Genomic DNA, 14,963 nt, shown 5'->3' with positions numbered 1-14,963 from the left:
GACTGCGAGTGTGGGCTGCCGGGCGCACGAAATTCAAATCGATTCCCGCATCAGGGGGCAATTACATCAAGCAGATCAATGACTTACCGCCCAAATGCGAACTCTTCTCCGGACACTAGTGGGCTTGGCCCGCAATCCACGACGGCGCTTGTGCAGGCGCCGCATGGGATCCCGGGTCAAGCCCGGGATGACATCCAACTTCCCCCTGCGCCCCGATCTTGCTGCAGGAGGGAAATGGCTAGTAGAATTGCCATGGCAACGTCCCCACTCGCCCAGGAGCGCATCATGCCCCGTCCCGCCACCGTCATCGCCAGCCAGGGCTCGCCCGCGGCCGCCGCGGTCCTGACCAAGGCGGCGGTCCGGGCCGCGCAGTTCCTGGGCCTCAACAATGCCAGCCTGGCGCGCGTGGTGGGCCTGAGCGAGTCGCAGATCTCGCGCATGGCCAAGGGCGAGAAGACGATAGACCCCGGCAGCAAGCCCGCCGAACTGGCGGCGCTGCTGATTCGCCTGTACCGCTCGCTCGACGCCCTGGTGGGCAACGACGACGGCCAGCGCCGCGCCTGGATGGCCAGCTACAACCGGGCCTTCAACGCCGCCCCGCGCGACGCCGTGCAGAAGGTCGACGGCCTGGTGCGGGTGGTGAGCTACCTCGACGGCGCCCGCGCGATGGTGTGATGCCCTGGCAGGACGACTGGCTCGCACAGGTCCAGTCGCGCAAGCGGGTCCTCTGGCGCGGGGTCGAAGCGCAGCATCGCGTCGCGACCATGCGGCTGGTCGACGATCTCGACGAACAGTTGCTGCTCGAGCAATTGCTGGAGGACAGCAAGCCCGCCCTGCCCCCGCGCAGCGCCAGCGCGCATTACCTGCTGGCCACGCCCTTTCGCTACGTCAGTGCATGGCCCTCGCGCTTTCGCCGCCCCGATGAGCCGGGCGCCTGGTACGGCGCCGACGAGCCCGCCACCGTCGCGGCCGAAGTCGCGTACTGGCGCTGGCGCTTCCACATGGACTCCGACGGCCTGCGCGAGCAGCCCGTGCTGACCGAGCTGACCTTCTTCCAGGCGAAGTTTTCCGGCAGCGAACTGGACCTCACCCAGCCGCCGTGGTCCGGCCAACGCGAGCAGTGGCGCGACCCGGACGACTACGCCTCCTGTCACGCGCTGGCGGCGCACGTGCGCTCGCTGCAGCCGCCGGTGCAGGCGATCCGCTATGAATCGGCGCGGGCCGAAGGCGGCATGTGCGAGGTCGTGTTCGACGTCCACGCGCTTGCCATTCCCAAGCCCGGCGTGCAGCAGACGTGGACCTGCAAGACCACCGCCGAACGCGTGCTGCTGTCGCACGATGCGCAGCGGCTGCAGTTCGACATGAAGTGAGGGCTACGGCGCCGGTGGCAGCAGATCGAACACCGCCATCGACTCCACGTGCGCGGTGTGCGGGAACATGTTGACCACGCCGGCGGCGCTGCAGGCATAGCCCGCCTGGTGCACCAGCAGGCCGGCATCGCGCGCCAGCGTCGCCGGATTGCAGCTCACGTACACGATCCGCCGGGGCGGCGTCCAGCCGCCCGTGCGCAGCGCCGGGTCCTGGTGCAGGTCGGCCAGCGCTTTCGCCAGCGCGAAGGCGCCCTCGCGCGGCGGATCCACCAGCCAGCGATCGGCGGCCCCGTCGGCCACCAGCTGCGGGGGCGTCATCTCGAACAGGTTGCGCGCCTCGAAATGGGTCGTCGCCAACGGCTCGGCGCGGCCGGCCTGGTTGTACGCGTAGTTCTCGCGCGAGCGCGCCACCAGCGTCTCGCTGCCCTCGATGCCCAGCACCTCGCCCGCGCGCGTCGCCAGCGGCAGCGTGAAGTTGCCGAGGCCGCAGAACCAGTCGATCACGCGTTCGCTGCGCTGCACCTCCAGCAGGCGCAGCGCCCGGTCCACCAGCACGCGGTTGATGTGCGGGTTGACCTGCGTGAAGTCGGTCGGCCGGAAGGGCATGCGGATGCCGAACTCCGGCAGCGTGTAGTGCAGTTCAGTGCCGCCCTCTTCCATCAGCCGCACCGTGTCGGGACCCTTGGGCTGCAGCCACCACTGCACGCCGGCATCGGCGTGCTCGCGGGCGAACACGCGCAGCTTTTCCTGGTCGCCCGGGGAAAGCGGCTCGAGGTGGCGCAGCACCAGCGCCGTCACGCCTTCGCCGCAGGCCAGCTCGATCTGCGGGCAGGTCTCGATGGCCTCCATGGACCCGATCAGCGTGCGCAGCGGCAGCAGCAGGTCGCTGACGTGTTTGGGCACGACGTGGCACTCGCGGATGTCCGCCACGTAGCGGCTCTTGCGCTCGTGGAAGCCGACCAGCACCGTGCCCTTCTTGCGCACGTTGCGCACGCTGAAGCGCGCGCGCCAGCGGTAGCCCCAGTCGGGGCCCTGGATCGCGGGCAGCACGGTGTTGGCCTTGACCTTGCCCAGGTGCCAGAGGTTGTCTTCCAGCACGCGCTGCTTGATCGCCACCTGCGAGGCGGGGTGCAGGTGCTGCATCTTGCAGCCGCCGCAGGCGCCTTCGTGCAGGCCGAAGTGCGGACAGCGCGGGCGCACGCGCTGCGCCGATTCGCGGTGCACCTGCACCAGCGAGGCCTGCTCCCAGTTGTTCTTCTTGCGGTGGACGTTCGCCGTCACCAGTTCGCCCGGCAGGGCGCCGTCGATGAACACCACCTTGCCGTCGGGCCGGCGGGCCACGCCCTGCGCCTCGATGTCGAGCGATTCGATTTCCAGCCAGCCCTCGGGATGCACGGGCGGCACTGCTTTCTCGGTCATGGCCCGATTGTCGCCGGATGTCATTGCGGGCCTGGACCCGCAATCCACGCTCACACCCACGCGGCCAGGTACTCCTGCCAGTGCGACTCATTGGGTGCCAGCTCACCCAGCGTGTGCTTCACGAACTCGATCTCCTGCGCGTACTCGGCCTCGGTGAAGCCGCCGCGCATCTTCTGGAAGCGGCAGTACACGAGATAGGTGTTCATCACGTCGGTCTCGCAGTAGCGGCGGATGTCCTCCAGCTTGCCACCGAGGTAGGCCTCGTACACCTTCGAGCCATCCATCCCCAGCTTGCCGGGGAAGCCGCACAGCTTGGCCATCGCGTCCAGCGGGGCGCTGGCGCGCGGCTGGTACATCGCCAGCAGGTCCATCAGGTCGAGGTGCCGCATGTGGTAGCGGCTGATGTAGTTGTTCCACTTGAACTCGCGGTCGTCCTCGCCCATGTCCCAGTACTTGCCGGCCACCACGCCGTGGCGCAGGCCGCGGTAGTGCAGCACCGGCAGGTCGAAGCCGCCGCCGTTCCAGCTCACCAGCTGCGGCGTCTTCTGTTCGACGGTCTTGAAGAACTGCTGCACGATCCGGCCTTCGCTGGCGTTGTCGCGATCGACGAAGGAATGCACGCGCAGCCCTTCGGCATTGCGGAACACGCAGCTGATCACCAGCACGCGCTGCAGGTGCAGCGGCATGAAGTCGCTCTGGCCGGCGTCCTTGCGCTCCTGCAGCCACTGGCCGAAGACCTCGGCGTCCGCTGCATCGGCGGGCGCGTCGCGCAGCAGGCGCAGACCCGCCACATCGGGGATGGATTCGATATCGAAGACGAGTACAGGCCACGGCATGGCGCCGACTTTAGCAGTCGACCCTGCCCAGGCCCGCTAGAACAGGGCCTGCCGATCGACCCCGCTGCGCGCCATCTGCCGCTTCAGCTTGCTCAGCGCCTCGTTCTGGATCTGGCGCACGCGCTCGCGCGTGAGCCCGAGGCGATCGCTCAGGACTTCCAGAGTCTCGGGCTCGCGCTCGTAGAGGCCGAAGCGGCCTTCCAGCACTTCCTTCTCGCGTTGCGACAGGGTCTGGATCCAGCCGGCCAGCAGGCGCTCGACCTGGTGGTCCTGCGCCACGCCGGTGGGATCGGGCGCGAGTTCGTCGGCCATGAAGTCGCCCAGCGTGTGCTCGTCGTCAGAGCGCTCCACCACGGCATCGAGCGAGCGCGGCGTCTCCGCCATCGCCAGCAGCTGCGCGACCTCCTGCACCTCGCGCCCCAGCAGGGCGGCGACGTCTTCCACCCGCACGCTGTCGCCGTCGCCATTGCGCGCCGCGCTGAAAGAGGGATCGTTCTCCAGCGTGCGGCGCGCCCGCAGCACCTGCTGCAATTCGCGCACGACGTGCACCGGCAGGCGGATCACGCGGCCCTGGTTCATCACCGCCCGTTCCACCGACTGGCGGATCCACCACGTCGCGTAGGTCGAGAAGCGGAAGCCGCGCTCGGGCTCGAACTTGCCGATGGCGTGCATCAGCCCGAGGTTGCCCTCCTCGATCAGGTCCGCCAGCGGCACGCTGCGTCCGAGATAGCCCTTGGCGATGCTCACCACCAGCCGCAGGTTGTGCTCGATCATCGACTGGCGCGCGGCGAAGTCGCCCGCCCGCGCCCGCACCGCGGTGGCGTATTCCTCCTCGGGAGTGAACAGGGTCGTGCGGCGCACGTCGCGCAGGTAGAGCGTGAGCGTATCGGTGCTCTCGCCGACGAGCTCGGCCGGGATGTCGCGCAGGGGCTGCACATCGGCGGCTGCGGGTGCCTCCGCCGCCGCGAACGGGATCTCGAGTGCGATGTCGCGGGGCCCGGGTTCCGGCTCATCCGCTGGAACGTCGTCCGCATCCTGGCGGGCGCCTGCAGGCGTCGGCGAACCGTGCCCGTTGCGCCGTTTCATCGCTACTTCACCGGCAGGTACCTGGTGGGATCGACCGGCTTGCCTTCCCGGCGGATCTCGAAGTGCAGCTTCACGCGGTCGGTATCGGTCGATCCCATCTCCGCGATCTTCTGGCCCTTGCGCACGGTCTGGTCTTCCTTCACCAGCAGCAACTGGTTGTGGGCGTAGGCCGTGAGGTAGGTGTTGTTGTGCTTCAGGATGATCAGGTTGCCGTAGCCGCGCAGGCCGGCGCCGGCATAGACCACGCGGCCGTCGGCCGAAGCCAGCACCGGGTCGCCGGCGCGGCCGCCGATGTCGATGCCCTTGTTCTTCTGCTCGTCGAAGCCGGCCAGCACGGTGCCCGCGCCGACCGTGGGCCAGGCCCAGGCGACCTCATCCTCGGCCGGCACCGAGGCGGCCGGTGGGGGCGTCGCCGCGGTAACCGTCCCGCGCGACACGCTGCTGGCCGCCGAACCCGGCGGCAAGGCCGCGGATGCGGAGGCGGACGCCGTGCCCGCAGGCAGCGGTGCGGAGGCGGCCGCGCGTTCCACCGGCGCGGTGGGGCTGGCGCTGGCGACGGCGCCCGGCGGCACCACGCGCAGCACCTGGCCCACCTCGAGCCGGTCGGGGTTGTCCAGCCCGTTCCAGCGGGCGATGTCACGCCAGTTCTGCCCGCTCTCCAGCGCGATGTGCACCAGCGTTTCGCCGCGCTGCACCGTGCGGTACCCGGGCTTGCCTGCGTTCTCGGCGCCGGGCAGGGGCGCGGCCGTGGCAGCCCGTTCCGCGCCGACCCCGGGATGGCGAACGGCGCCGCGTTCTTCAACCGGTGCCGGCGCGCGGCGCGGGCCGGCACAGCCGGCCATCACCACACAGGCCAGCACCAGGGCCAGGCCACCAAACGCGCGCTCGCGCAAAGTCATTCTGTGAATCCTCATGCAATGCCGGATTTTAGGGGGACAAAGTGAACGCCCTCAAGGACGGATTGCCGGAGTGCCCCGCCGCTCTTCTCGAGCACGATCAGCGCCTGCTGTCCGTGCGGCATCACCATCGGCGCGACGATGCGCCCGCCGTCGGCAAGCTGATCGGTCCAGGCAGCGGGCACCGCCTCGCCACCGGCCGCGGCGATGATGCCCGCATAGGGCGCGCCCTTGGCGAATCCGGCCATGCCGTCGCCGAACAGCAGATGCACGTTGGCCAGACGAAAGGCGCGCAGGTTCTCGCGGGCGCGCTCATGCAGGCCGCGCAGGCGCTCGATGCTGTAGACCTCGCTGGCCACATGGCTCAGCACTGCGGCCTGATAGCCGCAACCGGTACCCACTTCGAGCACGCGCCCGAGGCGGCCGTCCGCGCCCGTGCGCCCGGCCAGCAGCAGTTCGATCATGCGTGCGACCACGCTGGGCTTGGAAATCGTCTGCGCCCAGCCGATCGGCAGGCTGGTGTCCTCATAGGCCTGGTTGCCCAGGGCGGTGTCGACGAAGCGATGACGCTCCACCGCGTTCATGGCGGCCAGCACGCGGGCATCCGCAATGCCTTGCGCCGCAAGCTTGTGCACCATGCGCGACCGCACCGCCTGCGAGTCGAGGCCGAGGCCCGCAGGCGCGGCCGGTGCCGCGGGCGGCGCGCCGCTGCCCACGCGCCGCACAGCCGGCAGCGGCGCGCTGCCCGGCAGCCGCACCGGGAAGCCGGGACGCCGCGTCATGCGCCCGCCTCGGTGCGGGCGGCCGCCTGCGCCCAGTAGCGCAGCGCGTCGTGATCGGTGAGGTCCACCTTCAGCGGCGTGATGGTGGGATGCCCCTGCAGCGCCGCGTGGAAGTCGGTGCCCTCGGCGTCGTCCTTGGCGGGACCGGCCGCGCCTATCCAGTACATGGTCTGGCCATGGGGGCTGGTCTGCGCGATCACCTTCTCCGCGGCATGGCGGCGCCCGAGCCGGCACACTTTGTAGGGCTTCAATTCCTCGTAGGGGCGATTCGGGATGTTGACGTTCAACAGCCAGTGGGCGTCGTCCGTGCGATGGTGTTCCGCCAGGAACTGCACCAGCTCGCGCGCCTTGCGGGCCGCGGCGTCGAGATGGGCCCAGCCCTTTTCCGTCTGCGAGAAGGCGATTGCGGGCACGCCGAACAGATAGCCCTCCATGGCCGCACCCACCGTGCCGGAGTAGATCGTGTCGTCGCCCATGTTGGCGCCGTTGTTGATGCCGCTGACCACCAGGTCGGGTCGGTAGCCAAGCAGGCCGGTCAGGGCGATGTGCACGCAGTCGGCCGGCGTGCCGTTCACGTAGCGAAAGCCGTTGCCGGCCTCGTTGACGTACAGCGGCGCGTGCAGCGTGAGCGCGTTCGACTTGGCGCTGTTGTTGTGCTCCGGCGCGACGACTTCGACTTCGCCGAGTTCGCGGATCGCCTCGTACAGCGCCACGATGCCCGGCGCCTGGTAGCCGTCGTCGTTGGAGAGCAGGATCTTCATCGTGCCGCGATTGTAGGCGGCGGTCACCGCTGGGACTCGCGCAGCGCGGCCGCTTGCCTATGATCCGGCCCATCACGTGTTGGAGGATCCGCATGCATGCCTGGCTCTGCGAAAACCCGGTCGGCGTCGACGCGCTGCAATGGAAGGAACTGCCCACGCCGCGGCCGTTGGCCGGCGAGGTGCTGGTGGAGATCAAGGCCGCGAGCCTGAACTTCCCCGACCTGCTGATCGTGCAGAACAAGTACCAGCACAAGCCGCCGCTGCCCTTCGTGCCCGGCTCGGAATACGCAGGTGTGATTGCCGCGGTGGGCGAAGGCGTCACGTACCTGAAAGTGGGCCAGCATGTGGCCTGCCTCTCGGGCACCGGCGGCTTCGGCACGCACACCATTGCGCCGGCGCATCTGTGCATGCCGCTGCCGGCGGGATTTCCATTCGTCGATGCGGCCGCCTTCATCATGATCTACGCGACCTCGCATCACGCGCTGGTCGATCGCGCGCAACTGAAGGCGGGCGAAACCGTGCTGGTGCTGGGCGCCGCAGGCGGCGTCGGCACCGCCGCGATCCAGATCGCCAAGACGATGGGTGCGCGCGTGATTGCCGCCGCATCGACCGACGAGAAATGCGCGCTGTGCCGCTCCATCGGCGCCGATGCCACCATCAACTACACGACCCACGCGGTGCCCACGGCCTTTCGTGAGGCGGTGAAGGCGGCCACCGACGGCAAGGGCCCCGACGTGATCTACGACCCGGTCGGCGGCGACTTCGCCGAGCCGGCCTTCCGCTCGATTGCCTGGCGGGGCCGCTACCTGGTGGTGGGCTTCGCCGCGGGGCCGATCCCGAGCCTGCCCTTGAACCTGGCGCTGCTGAAGGGGGCATCGATCGTCGGCGTCTTCTGGGGCGACTTCTCGCGCCGCGAACCGAAGGCCAATGCCTCCATGATGCAGGAGCTGGCGCAGTGGTATGGGCAAGGCAAGGTCAAGCCCGTGATCGACCGCACCATGCCGATGGCCGAGCTCAAGGCGGCCTATGCCCGCATGGGCTCGCGCGCCGTGAAAGGCAAACTCGTGCTGGTCAACCCGTGAGGCCGCGCGCGGTCCGGCTATAATCGCGGGCTTGCGGTGGCTGTAGCTCAGTTGGTAGAGTCCAGGATTGTGATTCCTGTTGTCGTGGGTTCGAGTCCCATCAGCCACCCCAGTTTTTCTGCGCACCGCCAAGTGCTCGATTCGCAAGGCCCTTCGGGGCCTTTTCGCTTTCCGATGAACGCTCCAGCCCTGATGGTCCTCACGTGGCACGAAGGTGGCCAGCCGCGGCAGGCGCCCTGGCGTTCGGAGGCGGGCTGGCCAGCGCCGGCGCGCGTGCAGATGGCCGACGACCAGATCCCGGCCGACGTGGCCTATCGCCTGGCCTCCGAAGGCACGGCGCTGCTGTGGCGCGGCGACTTCCAGAACGCGCGCCAGCTCCTGCAGGCGCTGGCCCGCCGGCTCGACCGCCCGCCCCGCAAACCGGCCAGCGCACCCGCATCACCGGCGCAAGCCTTTTACCGCCATCGACAGGCGCAAGGACGCCGTGCGCGCGTGCTGGGCATGGTAGTCATCGAGGTCGACGGCGATTACGGCATCCGCCTTCGCCGGGCGCCCGACCTGCATGTCGCGTGCGCCGAGGCGTGGGGACCGCCGCACGGCGAGCCCTGCGTCGTGGCCCTGCGCGAATTGCTGGGCCTGGTGGGCGCCCATGAATGGCGCAAGACCGGCGTGGAGGTGCCGGCGCTCGGGCCGCCCCCGGGCAACCGCATTCACGCGCACTACGGCGTGTTCTCGCCGGTGCGCGGCGAGTACCTCGACCTGATCGCCGCGGCGACTCTGCCCGCCGGAGCCTCGCTGGCCTGGGACATCGGCACGGGCACCGGTGTGATCGCGGCCGTGCTCGCGCGCCGCGGGGTCGCACACGTCGTGGCAACCGACCTGAACCCGCGTGCCCTGGCGTGCGCCCGCGACAACATCCAGCGCCTGGGCCTGCAGGGACAGATCGAGGTCGTCGAAGCCGACCTGTTTCCGGCTGGAACCGCTCCGCTCATCGTGTGCAACCCGCCGTGGTTGCCGGGCACGCCCAGCTCGGCGCTGGAGCATGCCGTCTATGACCCGGACAGCCGCATGCTGCGCGGATTCCTCGGCGGACTGCGCGAGCGGCTCGCGCCAAGAGGCGAGGGCTGGCTGGTGCTGTCCGACTTGGCGGAGCACCTGGGGCTGCGTACCCGCGACGAATTGCGCGCGCTGTTCGATGCCGGCGGTCTGGTCGTTCGCGAGCGCCTGGACGTCCGGCCGCGCCATCCGAAGGCGAGCGATGCGAGCGATCCGTTTGCGGCGGCTCGCAGTCGCGAAATCACTTCTCTCTGGCGCCTCGGCACGGCCTGAGCGCAGCGTGCCCCGGACATAGCCCAAGGCCATGCGATGCTCGGGCTTACGCCACGACAGCGGAAGCATTCCATGCACGCACCCGGAGCACCCGGAACCCATCCCACCTGGACGAGCAGCGACAAGGATCTGGTCGGCTGCTCGCTCGGTGCCGGCCGGCTGTGGTTCACCACCGGCTTCGGCATCCTCAACGAGGTCTACTCCCCGCGCATCGACCTGCCGCAGATCCGCGACCTCGGCTTCATCGTCGCCGATGGGCAGGGCTTCTGGGTGGAGGTCAAGCGGCTGGAGTCGTACCGCATCGTCGTGCCGCAGGCCGGCGTGCCGGCGCTCGAAATCGTCCACAAGCACCCGCGGTTCGAACTGCGGCTGCGGATCGCGCCCGACCCGCAGCGCGAGGTGCTGCTCATCGAAGTCGCCTTGCTCGGCGATGCCGCGCTGCGTCCGTACGCGCTGCTCGCGCCGCACCTGGGTGGCACCGGGCACGACAACGTGGCCGAGGCCGGCTGGTACCGCGGCCGGCGCATGTTGTGGGCCGAGCAGGGGCCGTTCGGGCTGGCGCTGGCCGCAGTGGATAGCAGCCAGTGCGATGCGTGGGGGGCCGCCAGCGCCGGCTACGTCGGCGCCAGCGATGGCTGGCAGGACTTCGACCGCCATGGCCGGCTCACCTGGCAGTTCGACACGGCCGGCCCGGGGACCGTGGCGTTGATCGGCGAGCTGCCGCGCTCGGCGACGCTCGCGCTCGGCATTGCGGCCAGCCGCGAGTCCGCCGCCACCCTCGCAGTGGCGGCGTTGTGCCAGCCTTTCGACCTCGCCTGGGCGGCCCACGTCGGCGCCTGGCAAGAGTGGCACCACCAGGTGCAACAACCGGCGGGCCTGCCGCCCGCGCTCGCCGAACAACTGGCGACCTCGGCCATGGTGCTGCGGGTGCACCAGGACAAGACCTTCGTGGGCGCGATGGTCGCGAGCCTGAGCGTGCCTTGGGGCAACAGCAACGACAACATCGGCGGCTACCACCTGGTGTGGCCGCGCGACCTGGTCGAAAGCGCCGGCGGCCTGCTGGCGCTGGGGGCGGTGCCGGAAGCGCGCGACATCCTGCGCTACCTGGTCGCAACCCAGCTCGCCGCCGGCAACTGGTCGCAGAACCAGTGGCTGGGCGGAGCGCCTTTCTGGCAGGGTTGCCAGCTCGACGAAGCGGCGTTCCCGGTGCTGCTGGCGGCCGCGCTGGCCGAACGCGAAGCCCTCGACGGCATCGAGGTCGCGCCCATGATCCGGCGCGCGCTCGCCTTCATTGCACGCGTGGGCCCCGCCTCGGAGCAGGACCGCTGGGAAGAGGACGCCGGGATCAATGCCTTCACCCTGGCGACCTGCATCGCCGCGCTGGTCTGCGGCGCGCCATGGCTCGCCGAGCCGGCCAGGGGCTGGGCGCTGCGGATCGCGGACGACTGGAATTCGCGCATCGAAGAGTGGACCGCCGTGCACGACACGGCACTCGCGCGAGCGCATGGGCTCGCCGGCTACTACGTGCGGATCGCGCCGCCGGTGGACACCGATGGCCTGCGCCATCTCGAACGCATCCTGGCCATCAAGAACCAGATCGAGGACCCCGGCCTCGCGGCGGAGGATCAGGTCGCGACCGACTTCCTGCACCTGGTGCGCATGGGCTTGCGCGACGCCGGCGATCCGCTGATGCTCGACACGATCAAGCTCGCGGACGCCCTGCTGCGGGTGGAGACACCGGCCGGTTCCGCCTGGCATCGCTACGTGGGCGACGGCTATGGCGAACGCGCCGACGGCAGCCCGTTCGACGGCGCCGGCCGCGGGCGCGCCTGGCCCCTGCTGAGCGGCGAGCGCGGTCACTACGAGCTCGCGGCGGGGCGCGACCCCCTGCCTTACCTGCAGTCGATGGCAGCGATGGTCGGGCGCTGCGGGCTGATTCCCGAGCAGGTCTGGGACGAGCCGTCGTCCCCGCGTCCATGGCTGACGCTGGGCAAGCCCACGGGTTCGGCGATGCCGCTCGTGTGGGCCCATGCGGAATTCGTCAAGCTGGCTGCGAGCCGCGCGCTGGGGCGTCCGTTCGATCGTCCCGAGGCGGTGTGGCGGCGTTATGGCGGCCGCCGCCCGGCGCCCGCCGAGGCGCTGTGGTCGCCACGCGCGCCGATTGCGCGGATGCGCAGCGGCCAGGCGCTGTGGCTGTACCTGCCGCGCCCGGCACGCGTCCACCACGGCATCGACGGCTGGCAGGGAGTCGCCGACAGCGAGACCACCGACAACGGGCTCGGGCAGTACGTGCTGGCCCTGCCCACGAGCGGCCTTGCGGCCGGAACGCGGATCGACTTCACCTTCCTCTGGACCGACAGCGGCAGCTGGGAAGGCCAGGACTACCGCGTCGACATCAACTGAGCCCGGCGGCCCGCGTGCGATCCATGGCTGCTACGGTGCCGGATGCAGCGCTTTTCCGGCCTGCTCACGGCACCTGATACAGCAGGATCGCCGCACTCCGGCCACCACTCGCCGGCACGGCCACGAACAAGGTCCGCAAGGCCGGCACCCACAGGCCCGTGCGTGCGCCCGCAGCCGTGCCCACCGCCTGCCCAGGCTGCACCGGTGTGCGATCCTGCGTGCCCATGGCCAGAACATGTCCGTCACCGCAGACCACGTACAGCGTGTGCCGGGTCGCGTCCAAGGCCAGGTCGTCGACGTCGCCGCAGACCGGGACCGGTGGGCTTGCTTGCGCCGTGTCGGTTGCGAACGCAAGCAACTGCGGCGGACGCCGGGTCGCCACGAACAAGCGGTGCGACGAGGCGTCCAGCGCCATCGCGAAATTGGCGCGCGCCGGCGCCACCGGCCATTGCGCGATCGATTTGCCGGAGGTCAGGTCCAGCACGATCACCGCGCCCGCCGTCGGCACATTCACGTAGATCCTGTTCTCCGCAATGTCGAACGCTTCCGGGTGCCCCGGTAGCGGCAGCCGCTGCAGCACTGCGCCAGAGCGCGCATCGATCACGGCGAGCGCATTGCCATAGCCGACATACAGGCGGCCCGCCGAGGCATCCAGCCGCAGGTTGTCGGCGTCGGGTAGCCCGGTCGCCAGCGTGCGCACCTGTTCGCCCTGCACGCGCAGGATTGCGTCGCCCTGCCCGCTCGCCACGAACAGTCCCAGCCCCGGTGCATAGGCCAGGCCTTGCGGCTCGCGGATGCCGGTGATGCGACGCAGTCTGCGCCGGGCCTTGAGGTCGATGACTTCAACCGTGTCAGCACCCAGTCCGGCCACGAACAGCAGGTTCTGGTCCGCGGCGTAGGCAAGATGGTCGAGGCGGCCCGTTGTTCCCGGTAGGTCGATGGTGGCCACGAGGTGCAGCGGCCCCGGTTGCGCGGCGGCGATGGCGCACCAGAGTGCAACAAGCAGGAATCGGCCCAGTCGAGACGCCATGGCGAACGGCATGGACGCTCCTCACAGGCGCGTCAAGTGCGCCAACCGCGCCTGCACCGCCGACACGATCGTCCCAATCGCCGACGGCGGAAACGGCGCCACGCTGCTGACGTTGATCTCGCACAGCACGAAGCGCTCGGCTCCCTGCGCCGTCGGCTCGCCGTACAGGAAGTCCCAGTCCCAGAGCAGCGGGACGCAGTTGCGCGGCAGGCCGACCTGGCAGCGAAGCAGTTCGACCCAGAGTGTCTCCAGCGAATCGCGCAGTCCCTGGAACTGCGGCAGATCCGCGTCGTGATAGAGCCGCGGGCCGGTCGGTGGCGGCGGCTCTCCCGGTGCTGCGGGATACAGCGCGTTGACGGACTGCAGGCCGAAGCCCGCGACGCGCTCTTCCACGAGATAGGCGCGCACCATGCCCTGCACCAGCCGCGGCTGCCAGGCCTGGTCGATCATGTGGCCGCCGTTGGCAGGCTCGAAGCACGGGCCCAGCAACGCGATCAGCGACGCCAGGTCCATCACCTCCTCCGCGCTGCCACGCTGCGCCTGCCGCACGCGCAATTGCGAGGAGGCCAGATGCGGATCCACCGCTTCGACCCGCCACACGCCGATCCCGCTGTGGCCGCGGTGCTGCTTGAGCACCCGGGCCCCGCGGGAAAGGCGCTCCGGCAATTCCGCTTGCAGTTGCGCGAGGCTGTCGATGCGCGCCACGTCGCTGCCGAAGGGAAGATCGCGCGCTTCGACCAGGACGTCCTTGGTCCCGAGCTTGAGGATGGCCTCCGGGTGCGCACTGACCAGGACGCCGGCGTCGGCGACACGCCGCAGCAGCGCATCGAGCCGGTCGCGCCGCCGGCCATCCTGGATCGGGTTGCACCAGGCGAGCACGACGGCGACCTCGCGCAACTGCGCTTCGACTTCATCGGCGAAGTCGTCGTGATACACGGCCGGCACGGCTTCGATGCCGGCGGCGGCGAAGGCATCGAACAGGGGCGCAAAGCGGCTTTCGGCCGGGTCCGAGCGGTCCCGCAGCGCGCGGTCTCCCGGATAGAGCAAGGCAACGGAGGGTCTGGACAAGGTCGCACTCCCGAGTGGGCAAGGCCCATCGTCAGGAGCAGAACTTGGAGGCGCAAGCCTCTTGGTGCACGGGGAGTCTGCTCGTGTCCCCGTGGCGGCATTCTAGGACCGGAGGTGGCCAAACGGAATTTTTCCGTGCCAGGCAGGGCGCGTGGCGGCAGCGGTCTCGGGTCAGTTGCCGGTCAGTGCCTCGCCGCTAAGGTCGCGCGCATGAAAGCGCACCTCACCCTCGCCGCCCTCGCCTTGCTGGCCGTCACGCAGGCATTCGCGCAGTCGGCCAGCTCCGGGGCAAGCGCGGGCAGCTACGACTGGGGCCAGTCGCAGGTACAGAAGCTCTACGCCTCGCCCTACGCCCGCCCCTCCGACGCAGCTGCCGCAACGGTGGAGCGCAAGCGCCTGACTGAATCCAGGGCCGCCGAGGACGACGAGAAGCAGGCCAAGACAACGGCCCGCAAGCCCAGCGCCTCCGGCAAGCTGGCCTGCCTGGGCACGGGCTCGACCCTGAACGGCAGCCGCTGCAAGGCGGGCGATCCGTCCGGCTTGTCGCTGGTCCAGAAGCAGCAACTGGCGCACTAGGTACGCGGCGCGAGGCAGTCGGCGGCGCCCTGCGCGTACATCGCCCACCGGCTCGATGGCGGGGATCAGCCCCGCTGCATGGATGTCGGGCGCGAAGGGCCGCGCCTCGCCGACGGAGAGCATCACGGCGACCGGCTTGTGCTTCAGCACGCCCGCCAGCAGCGAAGGATTGCGCGCCAGCGACCATGTGATGAACGTGGGCCAGTGAGAAAATCGCGCCATGCCGTTCCAAGACATCGCGCCCGGCCTGCAGGTCCAGGGCTTCACGCCGCCGCTGGCGCTGAGCGACTTCAAGCTCATCGCCTTCGACATGGACTCCACCCTC

General features: G+C 69.9%; 15 protein-coding genes, 1 tRNA gene and 1 pseudogene. 9 read left to right on the top strand and 8 right to left on the bottom strand.

The genetic code is table 11. The features are described 5' to 3' along the window. The first annotated feature begins 252 nt into the window (after nt 1–252). On the top strand, nt 253–675 hold the full coding sequence (locus tag JWP60_RS21840) for an MbcA/ParS/Xre antitoxin family protein (protein WP_299796010.1): 423 nt from the start codon (nt 253–255) through the stop codon (nt 673–675). Then, nucleotides 675–1,370, top strand: coding sequence for an RES family NAD+ phosphorylase (locus JWP60_RS21835; protein WP_299796007.1), 696 nt, complete (start codon nt 675–677; stop codon nt 1,368–1,370). Before JWP60_RS21840 ends, JWP60_RS21835 begins: the two co-directional genes overlap by 1 nt. Before the next feature lie 3 nt (nt 1,371–1,373). Here the strand turns inward: JWP60_RS21835 and rlmD are convergent, their stop codons facing one another. From rlmD to surE, 6 genes are read right to left on the bottom strand one after another with little or no spacing between them, the layout of a single operon-like run. Then, nucleotides 1,374–2,789 carry a 23S rRNA (uracil(1939)-C(5))-methyltransferase RlmD gene (rlmD, locus tag JWP60_RS21830; protein WP_299796004.1) on the bottom strand — a complete coding sequence of 472 codons (1,416 nt, stop codon included), beginning with the start codon at nt 2,787–2,789 and terminating at the stop codon, nt 1,374–1,376. A 50-nt stretch (nt 2,790–2,839) separates the two neighbouring features. Then, nucleotides 2,840–3,625 carry a 3'-5' exonuclease gene (locus tag JWP60_RS21825; protein WP_299796001.1) on the bottom strand — a complete coding sequence of 262 codons (786 nt, stop codon included), beginning with the start codon at nt 3,623–3,625 and terminating at the stop codon, nt 2,840–2,842. A gap of 36 nt (nt 3,626–3,661) precedes the next feature. Further along, entirely contained in the window at nt 3,662–4,711 is a 1,050-nt protein-coding gene (locus JWP60_RS21820; protein WP_299795998.1) for a sigma-70 family RNA polymerase sigma factor, read from the bottom strand. A gap of 2 nt (nt 4,712–4,713) precedes the next feature. Continuing rightward, complete coding sequence (locus JWP60_RS21815) at nt 4,714–5,610, bottom strand: peptidoglycan DD-metalloendopeptidase family protein (RefSeq protein ID WP_299795996.1); 897 nt, start codon at nt 5,608–5,610, stop codon at nt 4,714–4,716. Between the two features lie 11 nt (nt 5,611–5,621). Next, nucleotides 5,622–6,389 (bottom strand): protein-L-isoaspartate(D-aspartate) O-methyltransferase, encoded by a 768-nt coding sequence (locus JWP60_RS21810; protein ID WP_299795993.1) that lies wholly within the window; start codon nt 6,387–6,389, stop codon nt 5,622–5,624. Further along, nucleotides 6,386–7,150 (bottom strand): 5'/3'-nucleotidase SurE, encoded by a 765-nt coding sequence (gene surE / locus JWP60_RS21805; protein ID WP_299795990.1) that lies wholly within the window; start codon nt 7,148–7,150, stop codon nt 6,386–6,388. The genes JWP60_RS21810 and surE overlap by 4 nt, the downstream gene beginning before the upstream one ends. A 92-nt stretch (nt 7,151–7,242) precedes the next feature. Between surE and JWP60_RS21800 the strand changes: the two genes are divergently transcribed. The 4 genes from JWP60_RS21800 (at nt 7,243) to JWP60_RS21785 (ending at nt 11,964) form a co-directional block, all read left to right on the top strand. Beyond that, nucleotides 7,243–8,232: an NADPH:quinone oxidoreductase family protein gene (locus JWP60_RS21800; protein WP_299795988.1), complete on the top strand. Its 990-nt coding sequence runs from the start codon at nt 7,243–7,245 to the stop codon at nt 8,230–8,232. Nucleotides 8,233–8,268: 36 nt separating this feature from the next. After that, nucleotides 8,269–8,344 (top strand) — tRNA-His (locus JWP60_RS21795). Between the two features lie 62 nt (nt 8,345–8,406). Further along, nucleotides 8,407–9,561 carry a class I SAM-dependent methyltransferase gene (locus JWP60_RS21790; protein ID WP_299795985.1) on the top strand — a complete coding sequence of 385 codons (1,155 nt, stop codon included), beginning with the start codon at nt 8,407–8,409 and terminating at the stop codon, nt 9,559–9,561. A 72-nt stretch (nt 9,562–9,633) separates the two neighbouring features. Then, nucleotides 9,634–11,964: a glycoside hydrolase family 15 protein gene (locus JWP60_RS21785; RefSeq protein WP_299795981.1), complete on the top strand. Its 2,331-nt coding sequence runs from the start codon at nt 9,634–9,636 to the stop codon at nt 11,962–11,964. A 64-nt stretch (nt 11,965–12,028) separates the two neighbouring features. On the opposite strand, the gene JWP60_RS21780 is transcribed toward JWP60_RS21785, so the two are convergent. Both JWP60_RS21780 and JWP60_RS21775 read right to left on the bottom strand, forming a co-directional pair. Next, the gene (locus JWP60_RS21780) at nt 12,029–13,006 is read right to left on the bottom strand and encodes a hypothetical protein (RefSeq protein ID WP_299795978.1); all 978 of its coding nucleotides are present in this window, start codon (nt 13,004–13,006) and stop codon (nt 12,029–12,031) included. Nucleotides 13,007–13,015: 9 nt separating this feature from the next. Next, nucleotides 13,016–14,062, bottom strand: a complete 1,047-nt coding sequence (locus JWP60_RS21775) for a Cj0069 family protein (protein WP_299795975.1) — start codon at nt 14,060–14,062, stop codon at nt 13,016–13,018. 210 nt (nt 14,063–14,272) lie between these two features. On the opposite strand from JWP60_RS21775, the gene JWP60_RS21770 reads away from it, so the two are divergent. The 3 genes and pseudogenes from JWP60_RS21770 to JWP60_RS21760 form a co-directional block, all read left to right on the top strand. Continuing rightward, nucleotides 14,273–14,638: a hypothetical protein gene (locus JWP60_RS21770; protein WP_299795972.1), complete on the top strand. Its 366-nt coding sequence runs from the start codon at nt 14,273–14,275 to the stop codon at nt 14,636–14,638. An 82-nt stretch (nt 14,639–14,720) separates the two neighbouring features. Continuing rightward, on the top strand, nt 14,721–14,846 hold the full coding sequence (locus JWP60_RS21765; protein WP_299795970.1) for a hypothetical protein: 126 nt from the start codon (nt 14,721–14,723) through the stop codon (nt 14,844–14,846). Between the two features lie 12 nt (nt 14,847–14,858). Beyond that, nucleotides 14,859–14,963 (top strand): annotated as a pseudogene (locus JWP60_RS21760) (phosphoserine phosphatase SerB); the annotation flags it as partial.

It is taken from the genome of Ramlibacter sp. (genome assembly GCF_028291745.1).
GTDB lineage: Bacteria > Pseudomonadota > Gammaproteobacteria > Burkholderiales > Burkholderiaceae_C > Ramlibacter.
The sequence above is the reverse complement of the archived record's forward strand: the minus strand, read 5'-3'. Positions and strand labels throughout refer to the sequence as shown.

Bases quoted from the DNA above. Each gene is read 5' to 3' on its own strand.
- JWP60_RS21825 (WP_299796001.1), bottom strand. From the start codon at position 3,625: ATGCCGTGGCCTGTACTCGTCTTCGATATCGAATCCATCCCCGATGTG.
- JWP60_RS21800 (WP_299795988.1), top strand. From the start codon at position 7,243: ATGCATGCCTGGCTCTGCGAAAACCCGGTCGGCGTCGACGCGCTGCAA.
- rlmD (WP_299796004.1), bottom strand. From the start codon at position 2,789: ATGACCGAGAAAGCAGTGCCGCCCGTGCATCCCGAGGGCTGGCTGGAA.
- JWP60_RS21820 (WP_299795998.1), bottom strand. From the start codon at position 4,711: ATGAAACGGCGCAACGGGCACGGTTCGCCGACGCCTGCAGGCGCCCGC.
- JWP60_RS21770 (WP_299795972.1), top strand. From the start codon at position 14,273: ATGAAAGCGCACCTCACCCTCGCCGCCCTCGCCTTGCTGGCCGTCACG.
- JWP60_RS21765 (WP_299795970.1), top strand. From the start codon at position 14,721: ATGTCGGGCGCGAAGGGCCGCGCCTCGCCGACGGAGAGCATCACGGCG.
- JWP60_RS21840 (WP_299796010.1), top strand. From the start codon at position 253: ATGGCAACGTCCCCACTCGCCCAGGAGCGCATCATGCCCCGTCCCGCC.
- surE (WP_299795990.1), bottom strand. From the start codon at position 7,150: ATGAAGATCCTGCTCTCCAACGACGACGGCTACCAGGCGCCGGGCATC.
- JWP60_RS21780 (WP_299795978.1), bottom strand. From the start codon at position 13,006: ATGCCGTTCGCCATGGCGTCTCGACTGGGCCGATTCCTGCTTGTTGCA.
- JWP60_RS21835 (WP_299796007.1), top strand. From the start codon at position 675: ATGCCCTGGCAGGACGACTGGCTCGCACAGGTCCAGTCGCGCAAGCGG.
- JWP60_RS21790 (WP_299795985.1), top strand. From the start codon at position 8,407: ATGAACGCTCCAGCCCTGATGGTCCTCACGTGGCACGAAGGTGGCCAG.
- JWP60_RS21810 (WP_299795993.1), bottom strand. From the start codon at position 6,389: ATGACGCGGCGTCCCGGCTTCCCGGTGCGGCTGCCGGGCAGCGCGCCG.
- JWP60_RS21815 (WP_299795996.1), bottom strand. From the start codon at position 5,610: ATGACTTTGCGCGAGCGCGCGTTTGGTGGCCTGGCCCTGGTGCTGGCC.
- JWP60_RS21785 (WP_299795981.1), top strand. From the start codon at position 9,634: ATGCACGCACCCGGAGCACCCGGAACCCATCCCACCTGGACGAGCAGC.